At 66.0% G+C, this 17,235-nt stretch carries 14 protein-coding genes; 4 read left to right on the top strand and 10 right to left on the bottom strand.

Annotated elements, in window-relative coordinates; genetic code table 11:
* Positions 1–385 precede the first annotated feature (385 nt).
* Entirely contained in the window at positions 386–2,656 is a 2,271-nt protein-coding gene (locus DPV79_RS35020) for an NADP-dependent malic enzyme (protein ID WP_113047560.1), read from the top strand.
* A 142-nt stretch (positions 2,657–2,798) separates the two neighbouring features.
* Here the strand turns inward: DPV79_RS35020 and DPV79_RS35015 are convergent, their stop codons facing one another.
* Complete coding sequence (locus DPV79_RS35015; RefSeq protein WP_113047559.1) at positions 2,799–6,389, bottom strand: indolepyruvate ferredoxin oxidoreductase family protein; 3,591 nt, start codon at positions 6,387–6,389, stop codon at positions 2,799–2,801.
* A 329-nt stretch (positions 6,390–6,718) separates the two neighbouring features.
* Here DPV79_RS35015 and DPV79_RS35010 point away from each other — a divergent pair, with 329 nt between their 5' ends.
* Positions 6,719–6,913: a hypothetical protein gene (locus tag DPV79_RS35010; RefSeq protein WP_113047558.1), complete on the top strand. Its 195-nt coding sequence runs from the start codon at positions 6,719–6,721 to the stop codon at positions 6,911–6,913.
* A 130-nt stretch (positions 6,914–7,043) separates the two neighbouring features.
* Here the strand turns inward: DPV79_RS35010 and hppD are convergent, their stop codons facing one another.
* Positions 7,044–8,141 carry a 4-hydroxyphenylpyruvate dioxygenase gene (gene hppD, locus DPV79_RS35005; protein ID WP_021158576.1) on the bottom strand — a complete coding sequence of 366 codons (1,098 nt, stop codon included), beginning with the start codon at positions 8,139–8,141 and terminating at the stop codon, positions 7,044–7,046.
* 212 nt (positions 8,142–8,353) lie between these two features.
* On the opposite strand from hppD, the gene DPV79_RS35000 reads away from it, so the two are divergent.
* Complete coding sequence (locus DPV79_RS35000; RefSeq protein WP_113047557.1) at positions 8,354–8,878, top strand: Lrp/AsnC family transcriptional regulator; 525 nt, start codon at positions 8,354–8,356, stop codon at positions 8,876–8,878.
* 58 nt (positions 8,879–8,936) lie between these two features.
* Here the strand turns inward: DPV79_RS35000 and DPV79_RS34995 are convergent, their stop codons facing one another.
* From DPV79_RS34995 to paaA, 8 genes are all read right to left on the bottom strand, one after another.
* Positions 8,937–9,584 (bottom strand): GNAT family N-acetyltransferase, encoded by a 648-nt coding sequence (locus DPV79_RS34995; protein ID WP_021158574.1) that lies wholly within the window; start codon positions 9,582–9,584, stop codon positions 8,937–8,939.
* Between the two features lie 244 nt (positions 9,585–9,828).
* Positions 9,829–10,434, bottom strand: coding sequence for a TetR/AcrR family transcriptional regulator (locus DPV79_RS34990; protein ID WP_011350658.1), 606 nt, complete (start codon positions 10,432–10,434; stop codon positions 9,829–9,831).
* 16 nt (positions 10,435–10,450) lie between these two features.
* A complete protein-coding gene (locus DPV79_RS34985) occupies positions 10,451–11,275 on the bottom strand; it encodes a DUF1835 domain-containing protein (protein WP_042974140.1) in 825 nt (274 codons plus the stop codon).
* Positions 11,276–11,403: 128 nt separating this feature from the next.
* Complete coding sequence (paaE, locus tag DPV79_RS34980; protein ID WP_059620901.1) at positions 11,404–12,492, bottom strand: 1,2-phenylacetyl-CoA epoxidase subunit PaaE; 1,089 nt, start codon at positions 12,490–12,492, stop codon at positions 11,404–11,406.
* Positions 12,493–12,497: 5 nt separating this feature from the next.
* Positions 12,498–13,058 carry a 1,2-phenylacetyl-CoA epoxidase subunit PaaD gene (gene paaD, locus DPV79_RS34975; RefSeq protein WP_021158571.1) on the bottom strand — a complete coding sequence of 187 codons (561 nt, stop codon included), beginning with the start codon at positions 13,056–13,058 and terminating at the stop codon, positions 12,498–12,500.
* Positions 13,059–13,081: 23 nt separating this feature from the next.
* Positions 13,082–13,885 carry a 1,2-phenylacetyl-CoA epoxidase subunit PaaC gene (gene paaC / locus DPV79_RS34970; RefSeq protein ID WP_021158570.1) on the bottom strand — a complete coding sequence of 268 codons (804 nt, stop codon included), beginning with the start codon at positions 13,883–13,885 and terminating at the stop codon, positions 13,082–13,084.
* A gap of 10 nt (positions 13,886–13,895) precedes the next feature.
* Entirely contained in the window at positions 13,896–14,180 is a 285-nt protein-coding gene (gene paaB, locus DPV79_RS34965; RefSeq protein WP_027788585.1) for a 1,2-phenylacetyl-CoA epoxidase subunit PaaB, read from the bottom strand.
* A gap of 37 nt (positions 14,181–14,217) precedes the next feature.
* The gene (gene paaA, locus DPV79_RS34960) at positions 14,218–15,216 is read right to left on the bottom strand and encodes a 1,2-phenylacetyl-CoA epoxidase subunit PaaA (RefSeq protein ID WP_059490183.1); all 999 of its coding nucleotides are present in this window, start codon (positions 15,214–15,216) and stop codon (positions 14,218–14,220) included.
* Positions 15,217–15,414: 198 nt separating this feature from the next.
* Between paaA and DPV79_RS34955 the strand changes: the two genes are divergently transcribed.
* The gene (locus DPV79_RS34955; protein WP_113047573.1) at positions 15,415–16,686 is read left to right on the top strand and encodes an SGNH/GDSL hydrolase family protein; all 1,272 of its coding nucleotides are present in this window, start codon (positions 15,415–15,417) and stop codon (positions 16,684–16,686) included.
* Positions 16,687–17,235 lie beyond the last annotated feature (549 nt).

Genomic DNA, 17,235 nt, shown 5'->3' with positions numbered 1-17,235 from the left:
CCGGGGCGCGATCGGAGGGCCAATCGCATCGCTGCGCGCGTAGCCCGCTATTTTACCCGATTCAGGCCGGTTTTCGGCGGAATTCGCGCGGGTTCACCGCTCGGCTCGCCACCGGCGAAACAAACGGGGCGGGATCGCTTGCGCTGATGCGGAGGATGCGGCGCTGCACCAACGGAGGTCATTTAGGGGGTGTACACTAGGCGACCCTTAGAAATCGTTCAGTACTTTGTACTTTCCTCTTGCCATCCGCCAAGGTTCGATGGCGTGCCGACCCGGCGCGCTGCGTGCCGTCTCGCAGTCGACCATCCCCTCGATTCAAGCAGACGCGGCCCAAGGTGCTGTGGACTGAACCGTCAATATTTCGCATGTCTCTCGCAGGTCAATCATGGACGAACAACTGAAGCAGGCCGCACTCGCCTATCACCAGAACCCGAAACCCGGCAAGATTTCGGTCACCCCGACCAAGCCGCTGTCGAACCAGCTCGACCTGTCGCTCGCGTATTCGCCGGGCGTCGCCGCTGCGTGCGAAGCGATCCACGCCGATCCGCTCGATGCGCAGAAGTACACGTCGCGCGGCAACCTCGTCGGCGTCATCACGAACGGTACGGCCGTGCTGGGCCTCGGCAACATCGGCCCGCTGGCCGCGAAGCCGGTGATGGAAGGCAAGGGCTGCCTCTTCAAGAAATTCGCGGGCATCGACGTGTTCGACATCGAACTGTCGGAATCCGACCCCGACAAGCTCGTCGAGGCGATCGCGATGCTCGAGCCGACGCTCGGCGGCATCAACCTCGAGGACATCAAGGCGCCGGAATGCTTCTACATCGAGCAGAAGCTGCGCGAGCGCATGAAGATCCCCGTCTTCCACGACGATCAGCACGGCACCGCGATCATCGCGTCGGCCGCGATCCTGAACGGCCTGAAGGTCGTCGGCAAGAAGCTCGCCGAAGTGAAGCTCGTGTGCTCGGGCGCGGGCGCTGCGGCGATCGCGTGTCTGGACCTGCTGGTCAACCTCGGCCTGACGAAGTCGAACATCCTCGTCGCCGATTCGAAGGGCGTGATCTACGAAGGGCGCGGCAATCTCGATCCGTCGAAGCAGCGCTATGCGGCGACCACCGACGCACGCACGCTCGCCGACGCGATCGTCGGTGCGGACGTGTTCCTCGGCTGCTCGAGCGCGGGCGTGCTGAAGCAGGACATGGTCAAGACGATGGGCGACAAGCCGCTGATCCTGGCGCTCGCGAACCCGGAACCGGAAATCCGCCCGGAAGACGCGAAGGCCGTGCGCCCGGACGCGATCGTCGCGACCGGCCGTTCGGACTACCCGAACCAGGTCAACAACGTGCTGTGCTTCCCGTTCATCTTCCGCGGCGCGCTCGACGTCGGCGCGACGACGATCACGGAAGAAATGAAGCTCGCGTGCGTGCGCGCGATCGCCGAACTGGCGGAAGAAACCGACCAGAGCGAGGAAGTCGCGAAGGCGTATGAAGGCCACTCGCTCGAATTCGGGCCGGACTACCTGATTCCGAAGCCGTTCGATCCGCGCCTGATCATCAAGATCGCGCCGGCCGTTGCGCAAGCCGCGATGGATTCGGGCGTCGCCACGCGTCCGATCCAGGACATGGACGCCTACCGCGAGCAGCTCGGCGCGACCGTCTACCGCACCGGCATGGTGATGCGCCCGGTGTTCGCGACCGCGAAGCAGAAGCAGGCGCGCATCGTGTTTGCCGAAGGTGAAGACGAGCGCGTGCTGCGCGCCGCGCAGTTCGTGCTGCAGGAAAAGATCGCGAAGCCGATCATCATCGGCCGTCCGTCGGTCGTCGACATGCGCCTGCAGAAGATCGGCTCGAAGCTCAAGGCCGGCACCGATTTCGAAATCGTCGATCCGGAAGACGATGCGCGCTACCACCGCTACTGGCAGGCGTATCAGGAGATCGGCGCGCGCGACGGCGTGACGCCGGAAGTCGCGAAGGCCGCGATGCGCAAGTTCAACACGCTGATCGGCGCGATGCTCGTGCACCTGGGCGATGCGGACGGGATGATCTGCGGGATGATCGACACGTTCCACAGCCACCTGAAGTTCATCGAGCAGGTGCTGGGCCGCGCGAAGGGCGCCGAGCACTTCGCCGCGATGAACCTGCTGATGCTGCCGGGCCGCAACCTGTTCGTGTGCGACACGTACGTGAACGAGCTGCCGAGCGCCGAACAGCTCGCCGACATGACGATCCAGGCCGCGGCCGAGATCGAGCGCTTCGGCATCGCGCCGAAGGCCGCGCTGCTGTCGAACTCGAACTTCGGCAGCGCGCCGTCGGCGTCGTCGCGCCGGATGGGCGAGGCCCGCAAGCTGATCGTCGAACGTGCGCCGAACCTCGAAGTCGACGGCGAAATGCACGGCGACGCGGCGCTGTCGGAACTGATCCGCAAGCAGGCGTTCCCCGGCACGACGCTGTCGGGTGAAGCGAACCTGCTGATCATGCCGAACGTTGAAGCGGCGAACATCGCGTACAACCTGCTGAAGATGGTCGGCGGCGAAGGCGTGACGGTCGGTCCGTTCCTGCTCGGCGCGGCGAAGCCGGTCCACATCCTGACGCCGGCTGCGACCGTGCGCCGGATCATCAACATGACGGCCGTTGCCGCCGCGAACGTGAACACGAAGTAAGTCCACGCCCGCGTGTGCCGCGCTTCAGGCGCGGCGCAAGGAAAAACGCCACGGAACCTGCGTTCCGTGGCGTTTTTTTATTGCGAATCGCCGCCCGTGGCGGGCGTTCGAACCGCGAATGCCCGCGCCCGCCGGCTGGCCGTTACGCGACCTGCTGGTGCGACTGGCCGCCAGCCGGCGCCCGCCACTTCGCGAGCAGCGTGCTCCACTTCTGGCGTACCGCGCGCAGGTTGTTCTCCTTCACGTGGCCGTAGCCGCGAATGCCGTCCGGCAGCGCCGCGAGCTCGAGGGCGAGCGGGCGGTTGGCCGCGTTCAGCCTGGCCAGCACTTCGTCGATCAGCGCTTCGTACTCGCCGATCAGCGCGCGCTCGGAGCGGCGTTCCTCGGTGCGGCCGAACGGGTCGAGCCCCGTGCCGCGCAGGAACTTCGCCTTCGCGAGCCAGCGGAAGGCCGTCATCATCCACGGGCCGTACGCCTTCTTCACCAGGTGGCCGTGTGCGTCCGTCTTCGCGAACAGCGGCGGCGCGAGGTGGAATTTCAGCTTCCAGTCGCCTTCGAACTGCGCGGACAGGCGCGCGAGGAACGCGGGATCGGACTGCAGCCGCGCGACCTCGTATTCGTCCTTGTACGCCATCAGCTTGAACAGGTTGCGGGCGACTGCTTCAGTCAGCTGCTCCTGCACCGTGTCGCCGTCCGCCAGTGCGCGCTCGGCGGCGCGCACCTTGTCGACGAACGCCGCATAACGCGCCGCATACGCGGCGTTCTGGTACGCGGTGAGGAATTCCACGCGCTTCGCGATCAGTGCGTCGACCGCCTTCTTCGTGTGCAGCGCGATCACCGTGGCGCCTTGCGCGGGGCGTGCGTCGCCGGCCGCGGCCTGCTTCACGCTGGCCAGGTCGTATGCGGCGCGGCGGCCCCAGTCGAATGCCGCACGGTTCTTCTCGACCGATACCGCATTCAGCTCGATCGCGCGTTCGAGCGATGCGAGCGTGAGCGGCAGCCAGCCTTTCTGCCATGCGTAGCCGAGCACGAACGGGTTCGTGTAGATCGCGTCGCCGAGCAGCGCGACCGCGAAGCGGTTCGCGTCGATGAAGTCGACGGCTTCACCGGCCGCCGCGCGGATGTCGTTCTCGGCGGACAGGCCCGGGAACGCCCAGTTCGGGTTCTTGATGAACTCGGCGGTCGGCGTCTGCGCGCTGTTGACGACCACGCGCGTCGTGTCGTGCCGCATCCGCGACGTGCACTCGTCGCCGGCCGTGACGATCGCGTCGCAGCCGATCACGAGGTCGGCTTCGCCCATCGCGATCCGCGTCGCGTGGATGTCGGTCGGCGCGTGCGAGATCTGCACGTGGCTCATCACGGCGCCGCCCTTCTGCGCGAGGCCGGTGACGTCGAGCACGGTCACGCCCTTGTTCTCCAGGTGCGCGGCCATCCCGAGCAGCGCGCCGATCGTGACGACGCCCGTGCCGCCGACGCCCGTGACGAGCACGCCGTATGCGCGGTCGATGTCCGGCAGCGTCGGCTCGGGAATGGGCGGCAGTGCGTTGCCGTCGACCGACACGGCTTTCGGCTTCTTCAACTGGCCGCCCTCGACCGTGACGAAGCTCGGGCAGAAGCCCTTCACGCACGAGAAGTCCTTGTTGCAGCTCGACTGGTTGATCTGGCGCTTCGTGCCGAATTCGGTTTCGAGCGGCTCGACCGACAGGCAGTTCGACTGCACCGAGCAGTCGCCGCAGCCTTCGCACACCGCGTCGTTGATCACGACGCGCTTCGCCGGGTCCGGATAGGTGCCGCGCTTGCGGCGGCGGCGCTTCTCGGTCGCGCAGGTCTGGTCGTAGATCAGGATCGTCGTGCCTTCGATCTCGCGCAGCTCGCGCTGCACGTCGTCGAGCTGGTCGCGATGATGGATCGGCACGCCCGGCGCGAGCAGCGCCTTCTGGCTGTCGTACTTCTCCGGCTCGTCGGTGACGATCACGATCTTCTTCGCGCCTTCCGACGCGAGCTGGTGCGTGATCTGCGGCACCGTCAGCACGCCGTCGACCGGCTGGCCGCCCGTCATCGCGACGGCGTCGTTGTAGAGGATCTTGTAGGTGATGTTCGCTTTCGACGAGATCGCCGCGCGCACCGCCAGCAGGCCCGAGTGGAAATAGGTGCCGTCGCCGAGGTTCGCGAACACGTGCTTCTCGTCCGTGAACGGCGCCTGGCCGATCCACGGCACGCCTTCGCCGCCCATCTGGCTGAAGGTGCTCGTGTTGCGGTCCATCCACACGGTCATGTAGTGGCAGCCGATGCCGGCGATCGCACGCGAGCCTTCCGGCACGTTGGTCGACGTGTTGTGCGGGCAGCCCGAGCAGAACCACGGCTTGCGCTCGGTCTGCACGTGCGGCTTCGCGAGCGCCATTTCCTTCGCGTTGATCACCGCGAGCCGCGCGGCGATGCGCGCGCGCACGTCGGACGGCAGCTCGAACTTCTCGAGGCGCGTCGCGATCGCCTTCGCGATGATCGCGGGCGACAGCTCGTAGTGCGCGGGCAGCAGCCAGTTGCCCATCGGCACCGACCATTCGCCGCCGGCGCCGTCCTTTTCGTCGAACTTGCCGAACACGCGCGGCCGCTGGCCGTCGGGCCAGTTGTACAGCTCTTCCTTGATCGCGTATTCGAGGATCTGGCGCTTTTCCTCGACGACGAGGATTTCGTCGAGGCCGCGCGCGAACGCCTGGGCGCCCTGCGCTTCGAGCGGCCACACGCAGCCGACCTTGTAGAGCCGGATGCCGATCCGCGCGCAGGTTTCGTCGTCGAGGCCGAGGTCAGTTAGCGCCTGGCGCACGTCGAGGTAAGCCTTGCCGCCGGTCATGATCCCGAAGCGCGCGTTCGGCGAATCGATTTCGATCCGGTCGAGCTTGTTCGCGCGCACATAGGCGAGCGCCGCGTACCACTTGTAGTCGAGCAGCCGCGCTTCCTGCACGAGCGGCGGGTCGGGCCAGCGGATGTTCAGGCCGCCTTCCGGCATGATGAAGTCGGTCGGCAGCACGATCTCGGTGCGATGCGGGTCGATGTCGACCGATGCCGACGATTCGACCACGTCCGTCACGCACTTGAGCGCGACCCACAGGCCCGAGTAGCGGCTCATCGCCCAGCCGTGCAGGCCGAAATCGAGATATTCCTGCACGTTGGACGGGAACAGCACCGGCAGCCCGCAGGCCTTGAAGATGTGCTCGGACTGGTGCGCGAGCGTCGACGATTTCGCCGCGTGGTCGTCGCCGGCGAGCACCAGCACGCCGCCGTGCTGCGACGAGCCGGCCGAGTTCGCGTGCTTGAAGACGTCGCCGGTGCGGTCGACGCCCGGGCCCTTGCCGTACCACATGCCGAACACGCCGTCGTGCTTCGCGCCGGGGTACAGGTTCACCTGCTGCGAGCCCCACACGGCCGTGGCGGCGAGATCTTCGTTGAGGCCGGGCTGGAAGACGATCTGGTGGGCGGCCAGATGCTGCTTGGCTTTCCAGAGCGACAGATCGAGGCCGCCGAGCGGCGAGCCGCGATAGCCGGAGATGAAGCCGGCCGTATTGAGACCGGCGGCGCGGTCGCGTTCCTGCTGGAGCATCGGCAGGCGCACGAGGGCCTGGATGCCGCTCATGTACGCGCGACCGCGCTCAAGTGTGTATTTGTCGTCAAGCGTGACGGACTTCAGCGCGGCTTCTAGCGACGCGCGTTGGTCTGCGTCTAGCGGGGCATTCATTAACTGTCTCCTCCACCCGGTCTGGGATCACCAAAACTTCGGTTGCGTCGGCATCTTTTGGATGCGTCGGCAGTGGCCGGCATGTTCGCCGGTTTTAAGCGATGGTAGCACTGGGGCAAACCCGCCGCCCATCGGTTGGAATGCGGGGAGAGCCGCGGCGGCGCACCGTAAAAAAGGGCTGAATCATGCGTTACATCATGTAAAAGCATGTAAGGCCACGTTCATCTGCGCGCAAATGCCGTTAATCTTGTCGGCCTGCCGGAGGTGCCCGGTCGCGTCGGTCTGTTTCGACGCATCGGGGAGGCGCCGGCAGTTTTATAGGAGGTGCAATGAACACACGTCATATCCAGAGTTTCCTGATCGTGTCCGCCGCGTTTTTCTCGATGACCGGCCCGGTGCACGCGCGAGGCGCGAGCGCACTGGCGGCAGCCGGCGCGCAGATGCAACAGATCGCGCCGGCCCAGGACGCCGTCGCGCTGCCGTCGGCCGAGCGCGACGGCGCGTCGAAGGCGAACGCGCGTTGATCCGGTCGCGCGGCCGTCGGGCCGCGCCGGAATGCAAAAAGGGCGGGAATCCTCGGATTCCCGCCCTTTTTCTTTGTGCCGCCGGATCGGCGGTTGCCGGGTTGCCCCGGGCAGCCGCCCGCCGGATGCGTCAGGCCTTGTCCTGCACGACGCCGCGACGGATCTGGTCGAGCTCGATCGATTCGAACAGCGCCTTGAAGTTGCCTTCGCCGAAGCCCTGGTTGCCCTTGCGCTGGATGATCTCGAAGAAGATCGGTCCGATCTGGTTCTCGGTGAAGATCTGCAGCAGCAGGTCGTCGCGCGCGCCGTCGATCAGGATCTTGCGCTTCTTCAGTTCGTCCAGCGATTCGCCGTGGTTCGGCACGCGGCGGTCGACCAGTTCGTAATACGTGTCGATCGTGTCGAGCAGCTTCACTTCCTTGCTGCGCAGGCCGTCGACCGCCTGGTAGATGTCGCTGGCGCCGAGCGCGATGTGCTGGATGCCTTCGCCGTGGTATGCGTCGAGGTATTCCTGGATCTGGCCGGCCGTATCCGAGCCTTCCTCGTTGATCGGGATGCGGATCTTGCCGCACGGCGACGTCATCGCCTTCGACTTCACGCCCGTCACCTTGCCTTCGATGTCGAAGTAGCGCACTTCACGGAAGTTGAACAGGCGCTCGTAGAACTCGGCCCATTCCTGCATGCGGCCGCGATGCACGTTGTGCGTCAGGTGGTCGATATAGGTGAGGCCGTGGCCGACCGGGTTCGGGTTCGCGCCGGCGATCGGCTCGAAGTCGACGTCGTAGATGCTGATGTCGCCGATTGCGCCCGGCTGCGCGCCGTTCTTGCCGCGCCAGCGGTCGACGAAGTAGATCAGCGAATCGCCGATGCCCTTGATCGCCGGGATGTTCAGCTCCATCGGGCCCGTCTTGTTGTCGAAGCCCCATGCGCCGAGTTCGAGCGCGCGCTTGTACGCCTTCGCGGCATCCTGCACGCGGAACGCGATCGCGCAGATCGACGGGCCGTGCAGGCGCGCGAAGCGTTGGGCGAACGAATCGGGTTCGGCGTTGATGATGAAGTTGATGTCGCCCTGGCGGTACACCGTCACGTCCTTGTGGCGGTGGCGCGCGATCGCGGTGAAACCCATCCGTTCGAACAGCTGTCCGAGCGCTTTCGGGTCCGGTGCCGTGTATTCGATGAATTCGAAGCCGTCGGTGCCGACGGGGTTGTCCCAGTTCGGGATCTGCATGGCGTGTCTCCTGTGGGGGCGATCGGCCGCGGCGGCGTGCGCCTGTCCGGCCTGGGTCGATGTCGAACGTGGCACACGCGGCGGCGTGCGCGACGAATCGGTACGTGCGACAGAGTGTAGCGGGCAGTCGCGAGCGTAAACTTGCGAACTTGATTGCCCGAACCTACGATGGCGCAATTTCCAGTCTCGAAATAATCATTGGAGGGCAGAAGATGGCGCACGCCGAATTGGATGCCATCGACCGGCGGATTCTCGCGATTCTTCAGCAGAACGGGCGCCTGTCGAACCAGGAGATCGCCGAGCGCGTGAACCTGTCGCCGAGCCCATGCCTGCGGCGGATCAGGCGGCTCGAGGAGATCGGCGTGATCACCGGTTATGTCGCGCTGCTGAATCCGCAGAAGCTCGGGCTCGACCTGCTCGCGTACGTGAGCGTGCGGCTCGAGAAACGCGGCGGCCTGGCACCGGTGCGGGTCGACGAAACGTCGGCGCGCGCGGGCGCAACGCATGCGGAGCTGTTTCGCGCGGCCGTGCAGACCTGGCCGGAAGTGGTCGCGTGCCACGCGATGACGGGGGACATGGATTACCTGCTGCGCGTGCAGGTCGAGGACATGGCGCATTTCTCCCGCTTCGTGCAGGAGCATTTGCTGCATCACCCGTCGGTGATCGACGTGAAGACGAGCTTTTCGCTCGAATGCTTCAAGGAGACGACGGCGTTGCCGATTCGGTCGGTGCGCTAGTGCGCGGCGGGGGAGGGAAGGGCCGGGCGCGCGGTAGGCGCGGCCCGGCTGGCCGACGTTACGCCGTCAGGGCGGCGGGCATCAGCGATTCGATGAACTTCGTGGTGCGGCGCGCCTGGCGCTTCATCGCGTAGTCGAACACCGCGGCCTGCTCCTGCAGCATCTCGGCGATGATCGTCGAGTGGTCGGCCGGCGGCAGCGACAGGTACGCATCGGCTTCGCCGTACGCATACTCGATCCGCATCCCGGATTTCTTCGCGATGTGCATCATCGTCGCGTTACGCGACAGGCAGTGCATGTACAGCATCGTCACGTGCGTGTTGCGGCTGCGGATCGCCGCGCGTTCGAACAGCTTCGAGCCGACGCCGCGGCCGCGTGCGCTTTCGAGCACCGACACGCCGAATTCGGCCGTGCGCTTGTCGCCCTCGGCCGGCAGGTAGGCCAGGTGGCCGACGCCGATCAGTTCGAGGTCGTGGTCGAACACGCCGAACACGGTGTCGCGACCGAAGTCGATCGTGCGGACATAGTTCTCGATCACGTGGTCGGGCACCATCTGGCCGAAGCGCAGCAGGCGGTCCTCTTCGTCGAGCGAGAGAAAGTGGGTGAGCATCTGCTCACGGTCTTTGGAAGCCAGTTCCCTGACGAGAACCGGCGCAGTACCGGCGGTGCCGACGACATCGGCCGTGCCGTTGAATCGCGTGTTCATCGTGGGTTCCTCAATGTGTGACCGTACAGCGGGTTGTGCAATGCAGCAGCATTTTACCCGACCGTCAGCCCTCGGATTGGGGAAAACCCGTATTTAACGATGTTTGAGCTGGAGGATGAATTCTAAATCCGCTTAGTTAATCTGCTATCTATTTGATTTTTAATGGATTTAAAATTCATCATATGAAACGCGCGGCGGGCGGTCGCAGTGTGCCCGTAGAGCAACGTTTGCTGCTGCGCGGCAATCAGGCGGCCGTCGACAGCCCGCGTTCGATCAGGTCGATCACTTGCTCGGCGAAGTCGCGGTAGCCGAGGCGGCCGCCGGGCTTCAGCCACGTGAACGTCCAGTTGATCATCCCGAACACCATCATCGTCACGGAAGTCTGGTTTTCCTTCGAGATGCGGTCCGGGTACGCGCGCGCCAGCTGTCGCGTGAATGCCGCGACGATGTCGCGCTGGCGGTCGAGCACGATTTCGCGCTGCGCGTCCTCGAGATACTTCACGTCGTTGAGCAGCGCGACGTGGCGGCTGTGCGATGTCTCGTATTCGGCAAGGAACGCGCGCACGAGCTCCGCGAACGCGTCGCGCTCGCTGAGGCCGCGCCGCTGGCTCGCCCCCTCGACCTCGGCGATGATCAGCATCAGCCGTTTCGTGTAGCGGTCGAGCAGGTCGAACAGGATCGCTTCCTTGCTCTCGTAATAGTGATAGAGGCGTGCTTTCGACGTGCCGCTCGCGGTCGCGAGATCGGACATCGACGTGCTCGGGTAGCTCGTCTGCGCGAATTTGTCGGCGGCCAGATCGAGGATCTGCTCGCGCTGGGATTCGTGGTCGGGCGCTCGGGTACGGGCCATGGTCGAATGCGGAAGATTAGCGGTGCGTGGCGGCCGCGCGGGCCGCGCGCACCTGCGTGGAGGAGAGGGCGTCGGGCGTGTCGTCCTGCAGCTCGAGCCGGCCGGCCGCCGCGAGTTCGCGGCAGCGCCACCAGGCGATCGAGTCGCTGACGAACAGCCCGCCGCGATCGGCGTCGGCCATGATGCTGCCGACGAGGCGCCGCGCGGGCAGCCAGTCGGTTTCCGCGCGCGCGAGGATCAGCGCGTCGAGTTCTTCATAGTGGCCGCTCTTGATCGTGTTGCTGACCCAGTAGCGCAGTTCGGCGTTCTGGTGCTTCGCCTCCTGCCATTCGAGCGCGAGGCGGCCGATGCGCAGCACCGAGATCGGCGCGGCTACCGGCCGCTTGCGCGCCAGTTCGGCGGGCGAGAACATGCCGGTCGCGCATGCCTGGTCGGTGCGCGACAGCGACGCGCGCTGCGCCGGCTCGAGGTCGGCGGCCGACAGCCGCACTTCGTTCAGGCGTTGCGGGACATTGCGCAGGTGATAGGCGACGCGCCGCAGCAGCAGCTTGTCGCCGACGCTCGGCGCATGCCACACCACCACCTGGCCCGTCTCCGTCGCCAGCTGGTCGAGGCGTGCGAATTCGGCTTCGATCTCTGCGTTCCAGTCGGGAATCTGGTCGCCGAGCACGCGCTGCCAGAAGGCTGCGCGCGTGTCGGGCGTCTCGTCGGCGCCCTTGAGCGGCCCGACGCCGAGGTCGTCGAGCAATCCGACGACGTGCTCGTCGCGCCCGGCTTGCGCGAGTGCCTCGCGCAGCGACGCGGCGGCGGTGCCGCCCTGAATCACATGAATGGTACTCATCGGCCTGTCGTCAACAAAAGAAAACCGCCGGCCGGGTGGACGTTGCGATGTCCAGCCGGCCGGCGGCCCCTAGTGTAAGCGAGATGTGTGACGGCGAGAAACCGTCCGGCGCCGCGACGCGACGTCGCTCAACGCTCGTCGAAGCTCACGACGACCTTGTCGCTGATCGGGTGGCACTGGCACGTGAGCACGAAGCCGTCCTTCACTTCATGCTCCTCGAGCGTGTAGTTCTTCTCCATCCGCACTTCGCCCTCGAGCACCTTCGCGCGGCACGTGCAGCACACGCCGCCCTTGCACGCGTACGGCAGCGCGAGGCCCGCACGCAGGCCGATATCGAGCAGGCTCACGCCTTCGTACGGCAGCCGCAGCTTGCGCTTCTTGCCGTCGAGCACGATTTCGAGGTCGGCCGCCGGCGTCTGGTCGGTGATTTCGACGACCGGCGCACCGGCTTGCGGCAGCGGCGTGCCGAAGCGCTCGACGTGTACCTTCGCCTGCGGCACGCCGGCTGCCTTCAGCGCCGCTTCCGCCGCGTCCATCATCGGCGCCGGGCCGCAGATGAACGCTTCGTCGATCGCGTCGGCCGGCGTCAGCGTGCCGAGGAATTCCGCGCATTTCGCCTGGTCGAGCACACCGTTGAACAGCTCGACGTCCTGCTGGTCGTCCGACAGCACGTGATAGAGGACGAAGCGGTTCATATAGCGGTTCTTCAGGTCCTCCAGCTCCTCCGCGAACATGATCGCGTCGACGCTGCGGTTGCCGTAGATCAGCGTGAACGTGCTGCGGGGCTCCAGTTCGAGCGTCGTCTTCACGATCGCGAGCACCGGCGTGATCCCCGAGCCGCCGGAGAACGCGACGTACTGCTTGCCGTGGTCGGCGTTCAGGTGCGTGAAGAAACGGCCGTCCGGCGTCATCACGTCGATCGTGTGGCCCGGCTTCAGCGTATCGAAGGCGAAGTTCGAGAAGCGGCCGCCGCGCACGCGCTTGATGCCGATGCGTAGTTCGCCGTCACGGTCGTAGTCCGTCGTGCCGACGCAGATCGAATACGAGCGGCGCGTTTCCTCGCCGTCGATGTGGGTCTTCAGCGTGACGAACTGGCCCTGCGTGAAGCGGTACGCGTCGCGCAGCTCGGGCGGCACGTCGAAGGAGACGGTCACGGCGTCGGCGGTCTCGGGCCGCACGTCGCGGATACGCAGCGGATGAAATTGCGGGGTCGCCATATCGATTAATAGGGTTTGAAGTAGTCGAAGGGTTCGCGGCAGTCGACGCAGCGATACAGCGCCTTGCAGGCCGTGGACGCGAATTGCGCGAGACGCTCGGTGCGTGCCGAGCCACAGCGCGGGCACGCGGGTGCCGCGACGGGCCGCGGCACGAAACGCACGACGTTTTCCCGCGGCGCGGCGGTGCCGCATTGGCCGACCGGCGGCGCGATGCCGTACGCACGCAGCTTGTCGCGCGCTTCCTGCGTGATCCAGTCGGTCGTCCACGCGGGCGCGAGCACCGTCTCGATCCGGTGCGGCGGCAGGTCGGCGGCCTGCAGCGCGGCGGCGATGTCTTCGGCGATCTGCGACATGGCCGGGCAGCCCGAGTAGGTCGGCGTGATCACGACCTCGAGCTGGCCGTCGTCCGCGCGGCGGACGTCACGCAGGATGCCGAGCTCGCGGATCGACACGACCGGGATCTCGGGATCGGGCACGGCTTCGAGCACGTCCCATGCGCGGGCGAGCAGCGGATCGTCGCGGCGCGCGGCAGGCACGGCGTTGGCGGGGGCGGTCTGGACGGACATCGTCGGGCTCCGTGGCGTCGGGGTTACCAGGTCGCGCCGGGGTGCTGGCGTGCGAGGCTTTGCAGTTCCGCGAGCAGGTAGCCCATGTGTTCCGAATGCTCGCCCTGCTTGCCGGTCGTCACGTGCTGCACGGGGGCCGGCAGCGTGAGCGTCGCCTCCGCGAGCGCGTCGTCCACGTCCGCGCGCCACGCCGCTTCGAGCGTGGCCGGTGCCGGGGCGATGCCCTCGGCCGCGACTGCGTCGTCGATCGCATCGGCGGCGAAGAATTCGCGCGTATACGGCGTCAGGTAGTCGAGCGCGTCCTGCGCGCGACGGTGCGATTCGTCGGTACCGTCGCCGAGGCGCACGAGCCACTCGCGTGCGTGCTGCACGTGATAGCGGGTTTCCTTCACCGATTTCGCGGCGATCGCGGCGAGCTGCGTGTCGGCCGACGTTTCCAGCGCGGTCCACACGTGCAGCATCAGCGCCGAGTACAGGAAGTTGCGCACGATCGTCACCGCGTAGTCCTTGTCGGCGTGCGCGGTGCCGGCGAGCGGGCCGTAATGCGGCAGTTCGGCGAGCGTGAAGTTCGCGAACTCGCGCTCGGTGCGGAAGTACGCGTAATCGTCCTCGGTCTTCGTCGCGCCGGTGAGCTGGCGCTCGAGTTCGGCCGCATGCGTATACAGCATGCGCGCCTGGCCGATGAGGTCGAGGCTCATGTTGGTGAGCGCGATGTCTTCCTCGAGGATCGGGCCGTGGCCGCACCATTCGGCATTGCGCTGACCGAGGATCAGCGTGTTGTCCGCGAGGCGCAGCACGTAGGAGAGGTGTTCGGGCGTGATCGTCATGGCGCGGGCGTTACATGTGGTTGACTTCGTCGGGCAGCGTGTAGAACGTCGGGTGACGGTAGATCTTGTCGCCCGCCGGTTCGAACAGCTCGGCCTTCTCGCTCGGATCCGACGCGGTGATCGCCGACGACGGCACCACCCAGATGCTCACGCCTTCCTGGCGGCGCGTGTAGACGTCGCGCGCCATGCGCAGCGCCATCGACGCGTCGGCGGCGTGCAGGCTGCCGCAATGCTTGTGGTCGAGCCCCTGCTTGCTGCGCACGAACACTTCCCAGATCGGCCATTCCTTGTTCATCACTTTCTCCTGAATCCTGAATTCGATGGTGTGCCGCTCAGGCGGCGTGCTGTTCGGCGCGCGCGCGGCGCTTTGCTTCGTGGGCGAGGGCGGCTTCGCGTACCCAGGCGCCGTCCTCGTGCGCTTTCACGCGGGTCGCGAGGCGTTCCTTGTTGCACGGGCCGTCGCCGTTGACCACGCGCCAGAATTCGTCCCAGTCGATCGGGCCGTAGTCGTGGTGGCCACGTGCTTCGTTCCACTTCAGGTCGGGATCGGGCAGCGTCACGCCGAGCACCTTCGCCTGGTCGACCGTCGCGTCGACGAATTTTTGCCGGAGGTCGTCGTTCGTGATCCGCTTGATGCCCCATTTCGCGGACTGGTTGCTGTGGACCGAATCGGCGTCGCTCGGGCCGAACATCATCAGCACCGGCCACCACCAGCGATTCACGGCCTGCTGGACCATCGCGCGTTGCGCGTCGCTGCCCTTCATCATCGACAGCAGCGCGTCGAAGCCCTGACGCTGGTGGAACGATTCTTCCTTGCACACGCGGATCATCGCGCGCGCGTACGGGCCGTACGTGCAGCGGCACAGCGGGATCTGGTTCATGATCGCCGCGCCGTCGACCAGCCAGCCGATCACGCCGACGTCTGCCCAGGTCGGCGTCGGGTAGTTGAAGATGCTCGAGTATTTCGCCTTGCCGGCGTGCAGCGCGTCGATCAGCGAATCGCGCGATACGCCGAGCGTTTCGGCCGCGCTATAAAGATAGAGGCCGTGGCCGGCTTCGTCCTGGACCTTCGCGAGCAGGATCGCCTTGCGCTTCAGGCTCGGCGCGCGGGAGATCCAGTTGCCTTCCGGCAGCATGCCGACGACTTCCGAGTGCGCGTGCTGCGAGATCTGGCGAACCAGCGTCTTGCGATAGGCATCGGGCATCCAGTCCTGCGGTTCGATCTTGCCGTCGGCGGCCATCACCGCATCGAACCGCGCCTGCTCGGGCGACTCGGCTGCGGCGTCGAGCGGCGCGACGTTGCCGGGGATGTCGAGGGATTGCGTGTACATGGCGAGGCTCTCGTCCGGATGAATGTGTGCGAAGTATAAACCAACCGACCGGTCGGTTAATAAATTTCTTGCGGATTTGCGGAAAGACTCGGGTAAACGAGGGACATCGGGGCGCGATGATGCTGCGCGATGGCGTCCGGCACGCGGGAGCCGCGCCTTCTGCGGCACAATGCCCGCTTTCCGACGAGGATTTTGCCGATGTCATTCCGAAGCAGTATCGCCGCGGCCGTGCTGGGTGCGGCCGCTTTTGTGTCGCCGCTCGTGGCGTCGGCTTCGGCCGCGCCGGCGGGATGGGTTGCCGCGTGGGCGACCGCGTTGCAGCCGATTCCCGACCTTGCCGCACCGCCGCCGCTTTATCGCGCGCCCGACGTTGCCGGTCGCACCGTGCGCCAGATCGTCTATCCGACAGTGTCGGGGCGCGCCGCACGGATCCGCGTCAGCAATGCATATGGTCGTTCCCCCCTCGTCGTCGAGGCGGCGAGCCTCGCGCGCGCTGGCGAAGGCGCGGCGCTGTCCGGCGATGCGGCCGTGCCGGTCCGGTTCGGCGGCAAGGTGTCGGTGACGCTTGCGCCGGGCCAGGAACTCGAAAGCGATCCGGTGGGGATCGACGTCAGAGCGGGGCAGCCGTATGCGATCAGCCTCCAGATGGGGCCGAACCAGCGGATGACGGTCTGGCACCGCGTGTCGAACCAGTTCAATTATGTGTCGGTGCCGGGCGAGCACGTGAGTGACCCGGGGGCTGCCGCGTTCCGCACCCGCTTTACCCAATTTGCATGGGTGACCGAGCTCGCGGTCGAGACCGGTTCCGCGCGTGCCAGCGTAGCCGCGATCGGCGATTCGATCACCGACGGGCTGCGCTCGAGCGTGAACCGGAACCGTCGCTGGCCGGACGCACTGGCGCGTCGGCTGGCCGCCTCGGGCGCGGAATCGATCGGCGTCGCGAATCTCGGGATCAGCGGAAACCGGCTGCTCAGTGATTCGGCGTGCTATGGTACGTCGCTGGTGTCGCGGTTCGAGCGCGATGCGCTGTCGCGCGCGGGCGTGAAGGCGGCGATCGTGCTGATCGGGATCAACGACATCAACTTTGCGGCGATGCCGCCGCGCGCGGGGCTCGATTGCGACCACCCGCATACGCAGGTTACGACTGCATCGCTGATCGACGGCTACCGCCGGCTGATCGACGCGGCACACCGTCAGGGCGTGAAGGTTTTCGGTGCGACGCTGACGCCGGCCGGGCTGCCGGCGGGGCGCGAGGCGATCCGGCTCGAGGTGAACCGGTGGATCCGGAGCGGTGGCGGGTTCGACGGCGTAGTGGACTTCGACGCGGTGCTGCGCGATCCGGCGCGCCCGAGCGTGCTGCAGCGTCGATTCGATAGTGGCGACGGCATTCATCCGAGCGACGCGGGATACACGGCGATGGCCGACGCGGTGCCGGTCGAGCAACTGCAGGCCGCGGTGGGCGGCAAGTAATGGGCTTCTATATATAGAGGGAAGTGTTGCCGGCGCCCTGGTGGTCGATTGCCTCCGGCGGCCCACCGAGCCCTAGCCCCCGTGCGCGCCAGCGCACGGGGGCTTTTCAAAATATTTTCACAAAGGGCTTGCGTGGATGGGGGCGGGTGCTTAGAATCACGCCTCTTTCGCGCTAACGGAAACGCAGCGCGGGAGAGGGAAGCGAAGCCGGTGGTGTGCTGCAGTCTTGGGCGCGCGGCTGGCCTGGAAGTTGAACCCCGCAGTCGCAACGATGTAGTGTAAAAAGTTGTTGACGAGCTGCGAAACACGGTTCATAATCTCGCTTCTCTGCTGCTGAAAACGCAGCGCTGCTGAGAAACACGAAGTTCCTCGCAGATTGCTCTTTAAAAATTAACAGCCGATAAGTGTGGGCGCTTGATGAAAGCGAGCTGATCCTCGGATCAGATAGCAAAAGTATCAAGAGTCTCACACTAAAGTAAGTCAGGTTTATGAAGCAATTCATATTCCTGTCAGCTTTGAGTGAGCGACCGGTTCTTAACTGAACCGAAA

This window comes from Burkholderia reimsis (genome assembly GCF_003294055.1).
Classification (GTDB): Bacteria; Pseudomonadota; Gammaproteobacteria; order Burkholderiales; family Burkholderiaceae; genus Burkholderia; species Burkholderia cepacia.
This window is presented reverse-complemented; position numbering and strand designations above follow the sequence as displayed.

Bases quoted from the DNA above. Each gene is read 5' to 3' on its own strand.
- hppD (WP_021158576.1), bottom strand. From the start codon at position 8,141: ATGCAGATCCCGAACTGGGACAACCCCGTCGGCACCGACGGCTTCGAA.
- paaE (WP_059620901.1), bottom strand. From the start codon at position 12,492: ATGGCGACCCCGCAATTTCATCCGCTGCGTATCCGCGACGTGCGGCCC.
- DPV79_RS34995 (WP_021158574.1), bottom strand. From the start codon at position 9,584: ATGAACACGCGATTCAACGGCACGGCCGATGTCGTCGGCACCGCCGGT.
- DPV79_RS34990 (WP_011350658.1), bottom strand. From the start codon at position 10,434: ATGGCCCGTACCCGAGCGCCCGACCACGAATCCCAGCGCGAGCAGATC.
- paaA (WP_059490183.1), bottom strand. From the start codon at position 15,216: ATGTACACGCAATCCCTCGACATCCCCGGCAACGTCGCGCCGCTCGAC.
- DPV79_RS34955 (WP_113047573.1), top strand. From the start codon at position 15,415: ATGTCATTCCGAAGCAGTATCGCCGCGGCCGTGCTGGGTGCGGCCGCT.
- DPV79_RS35020 (WP_113047560.1), top strand. From the start codon at position 386: ATGGACGAACAACTGAAGCAGGCCGCACTCGCCTATCACCAGAACCCG.
- DPV79_RS35015 (WP_113047559.1), bottom strand. From the start codon at position 6,389: ATGAATGCCCCGCTAGACGCAGACCAACGCGCGTCGCTAGAAGCCGCG.
- DPV79_RS35010 (WP_113047558.1), top strand. From the start codon at position 6,719: ATGAACACACGTCATATCCAGAGTTTCCTGATCGTGTCCGCCGCGTTT.
- DPV79_RS34985 (WP_042974140.1), bottom strand. From the start codon at position 11,275: ATGAGTACCATTCATGTGATTCAGGGCGGCACCGCCGCCGCGTCGCTG.
- paaD (WP_021158571.1), bottom strand. From the start codon at position 13,058: ATGTCCGTCCAGACCGCCCCCGCCAACGCCGTGCCTGCCGCGCGCCGC.
- DPV79_RS35000 (WP_113047557.1), top strand. From the start codon at position 8,354: ATGGCGCACGCCGAATTGGATGCCATCGACCGGCGGATTCTCGCGATT.
- paaB (WP_027788585.1), bottom strand. From the start codon at position 14,180: ATGAACAAGGAATGGCCGATCTGGGAAGTGTTCGTGCGCAGCAAGCAG.
- paaC (WP_021158570.1), bottom strand. From the start codon at position 13,885: ATGACGATCACGCCCGAACACCTCTCCTACGTGCTGCGCCTCGCGGAC.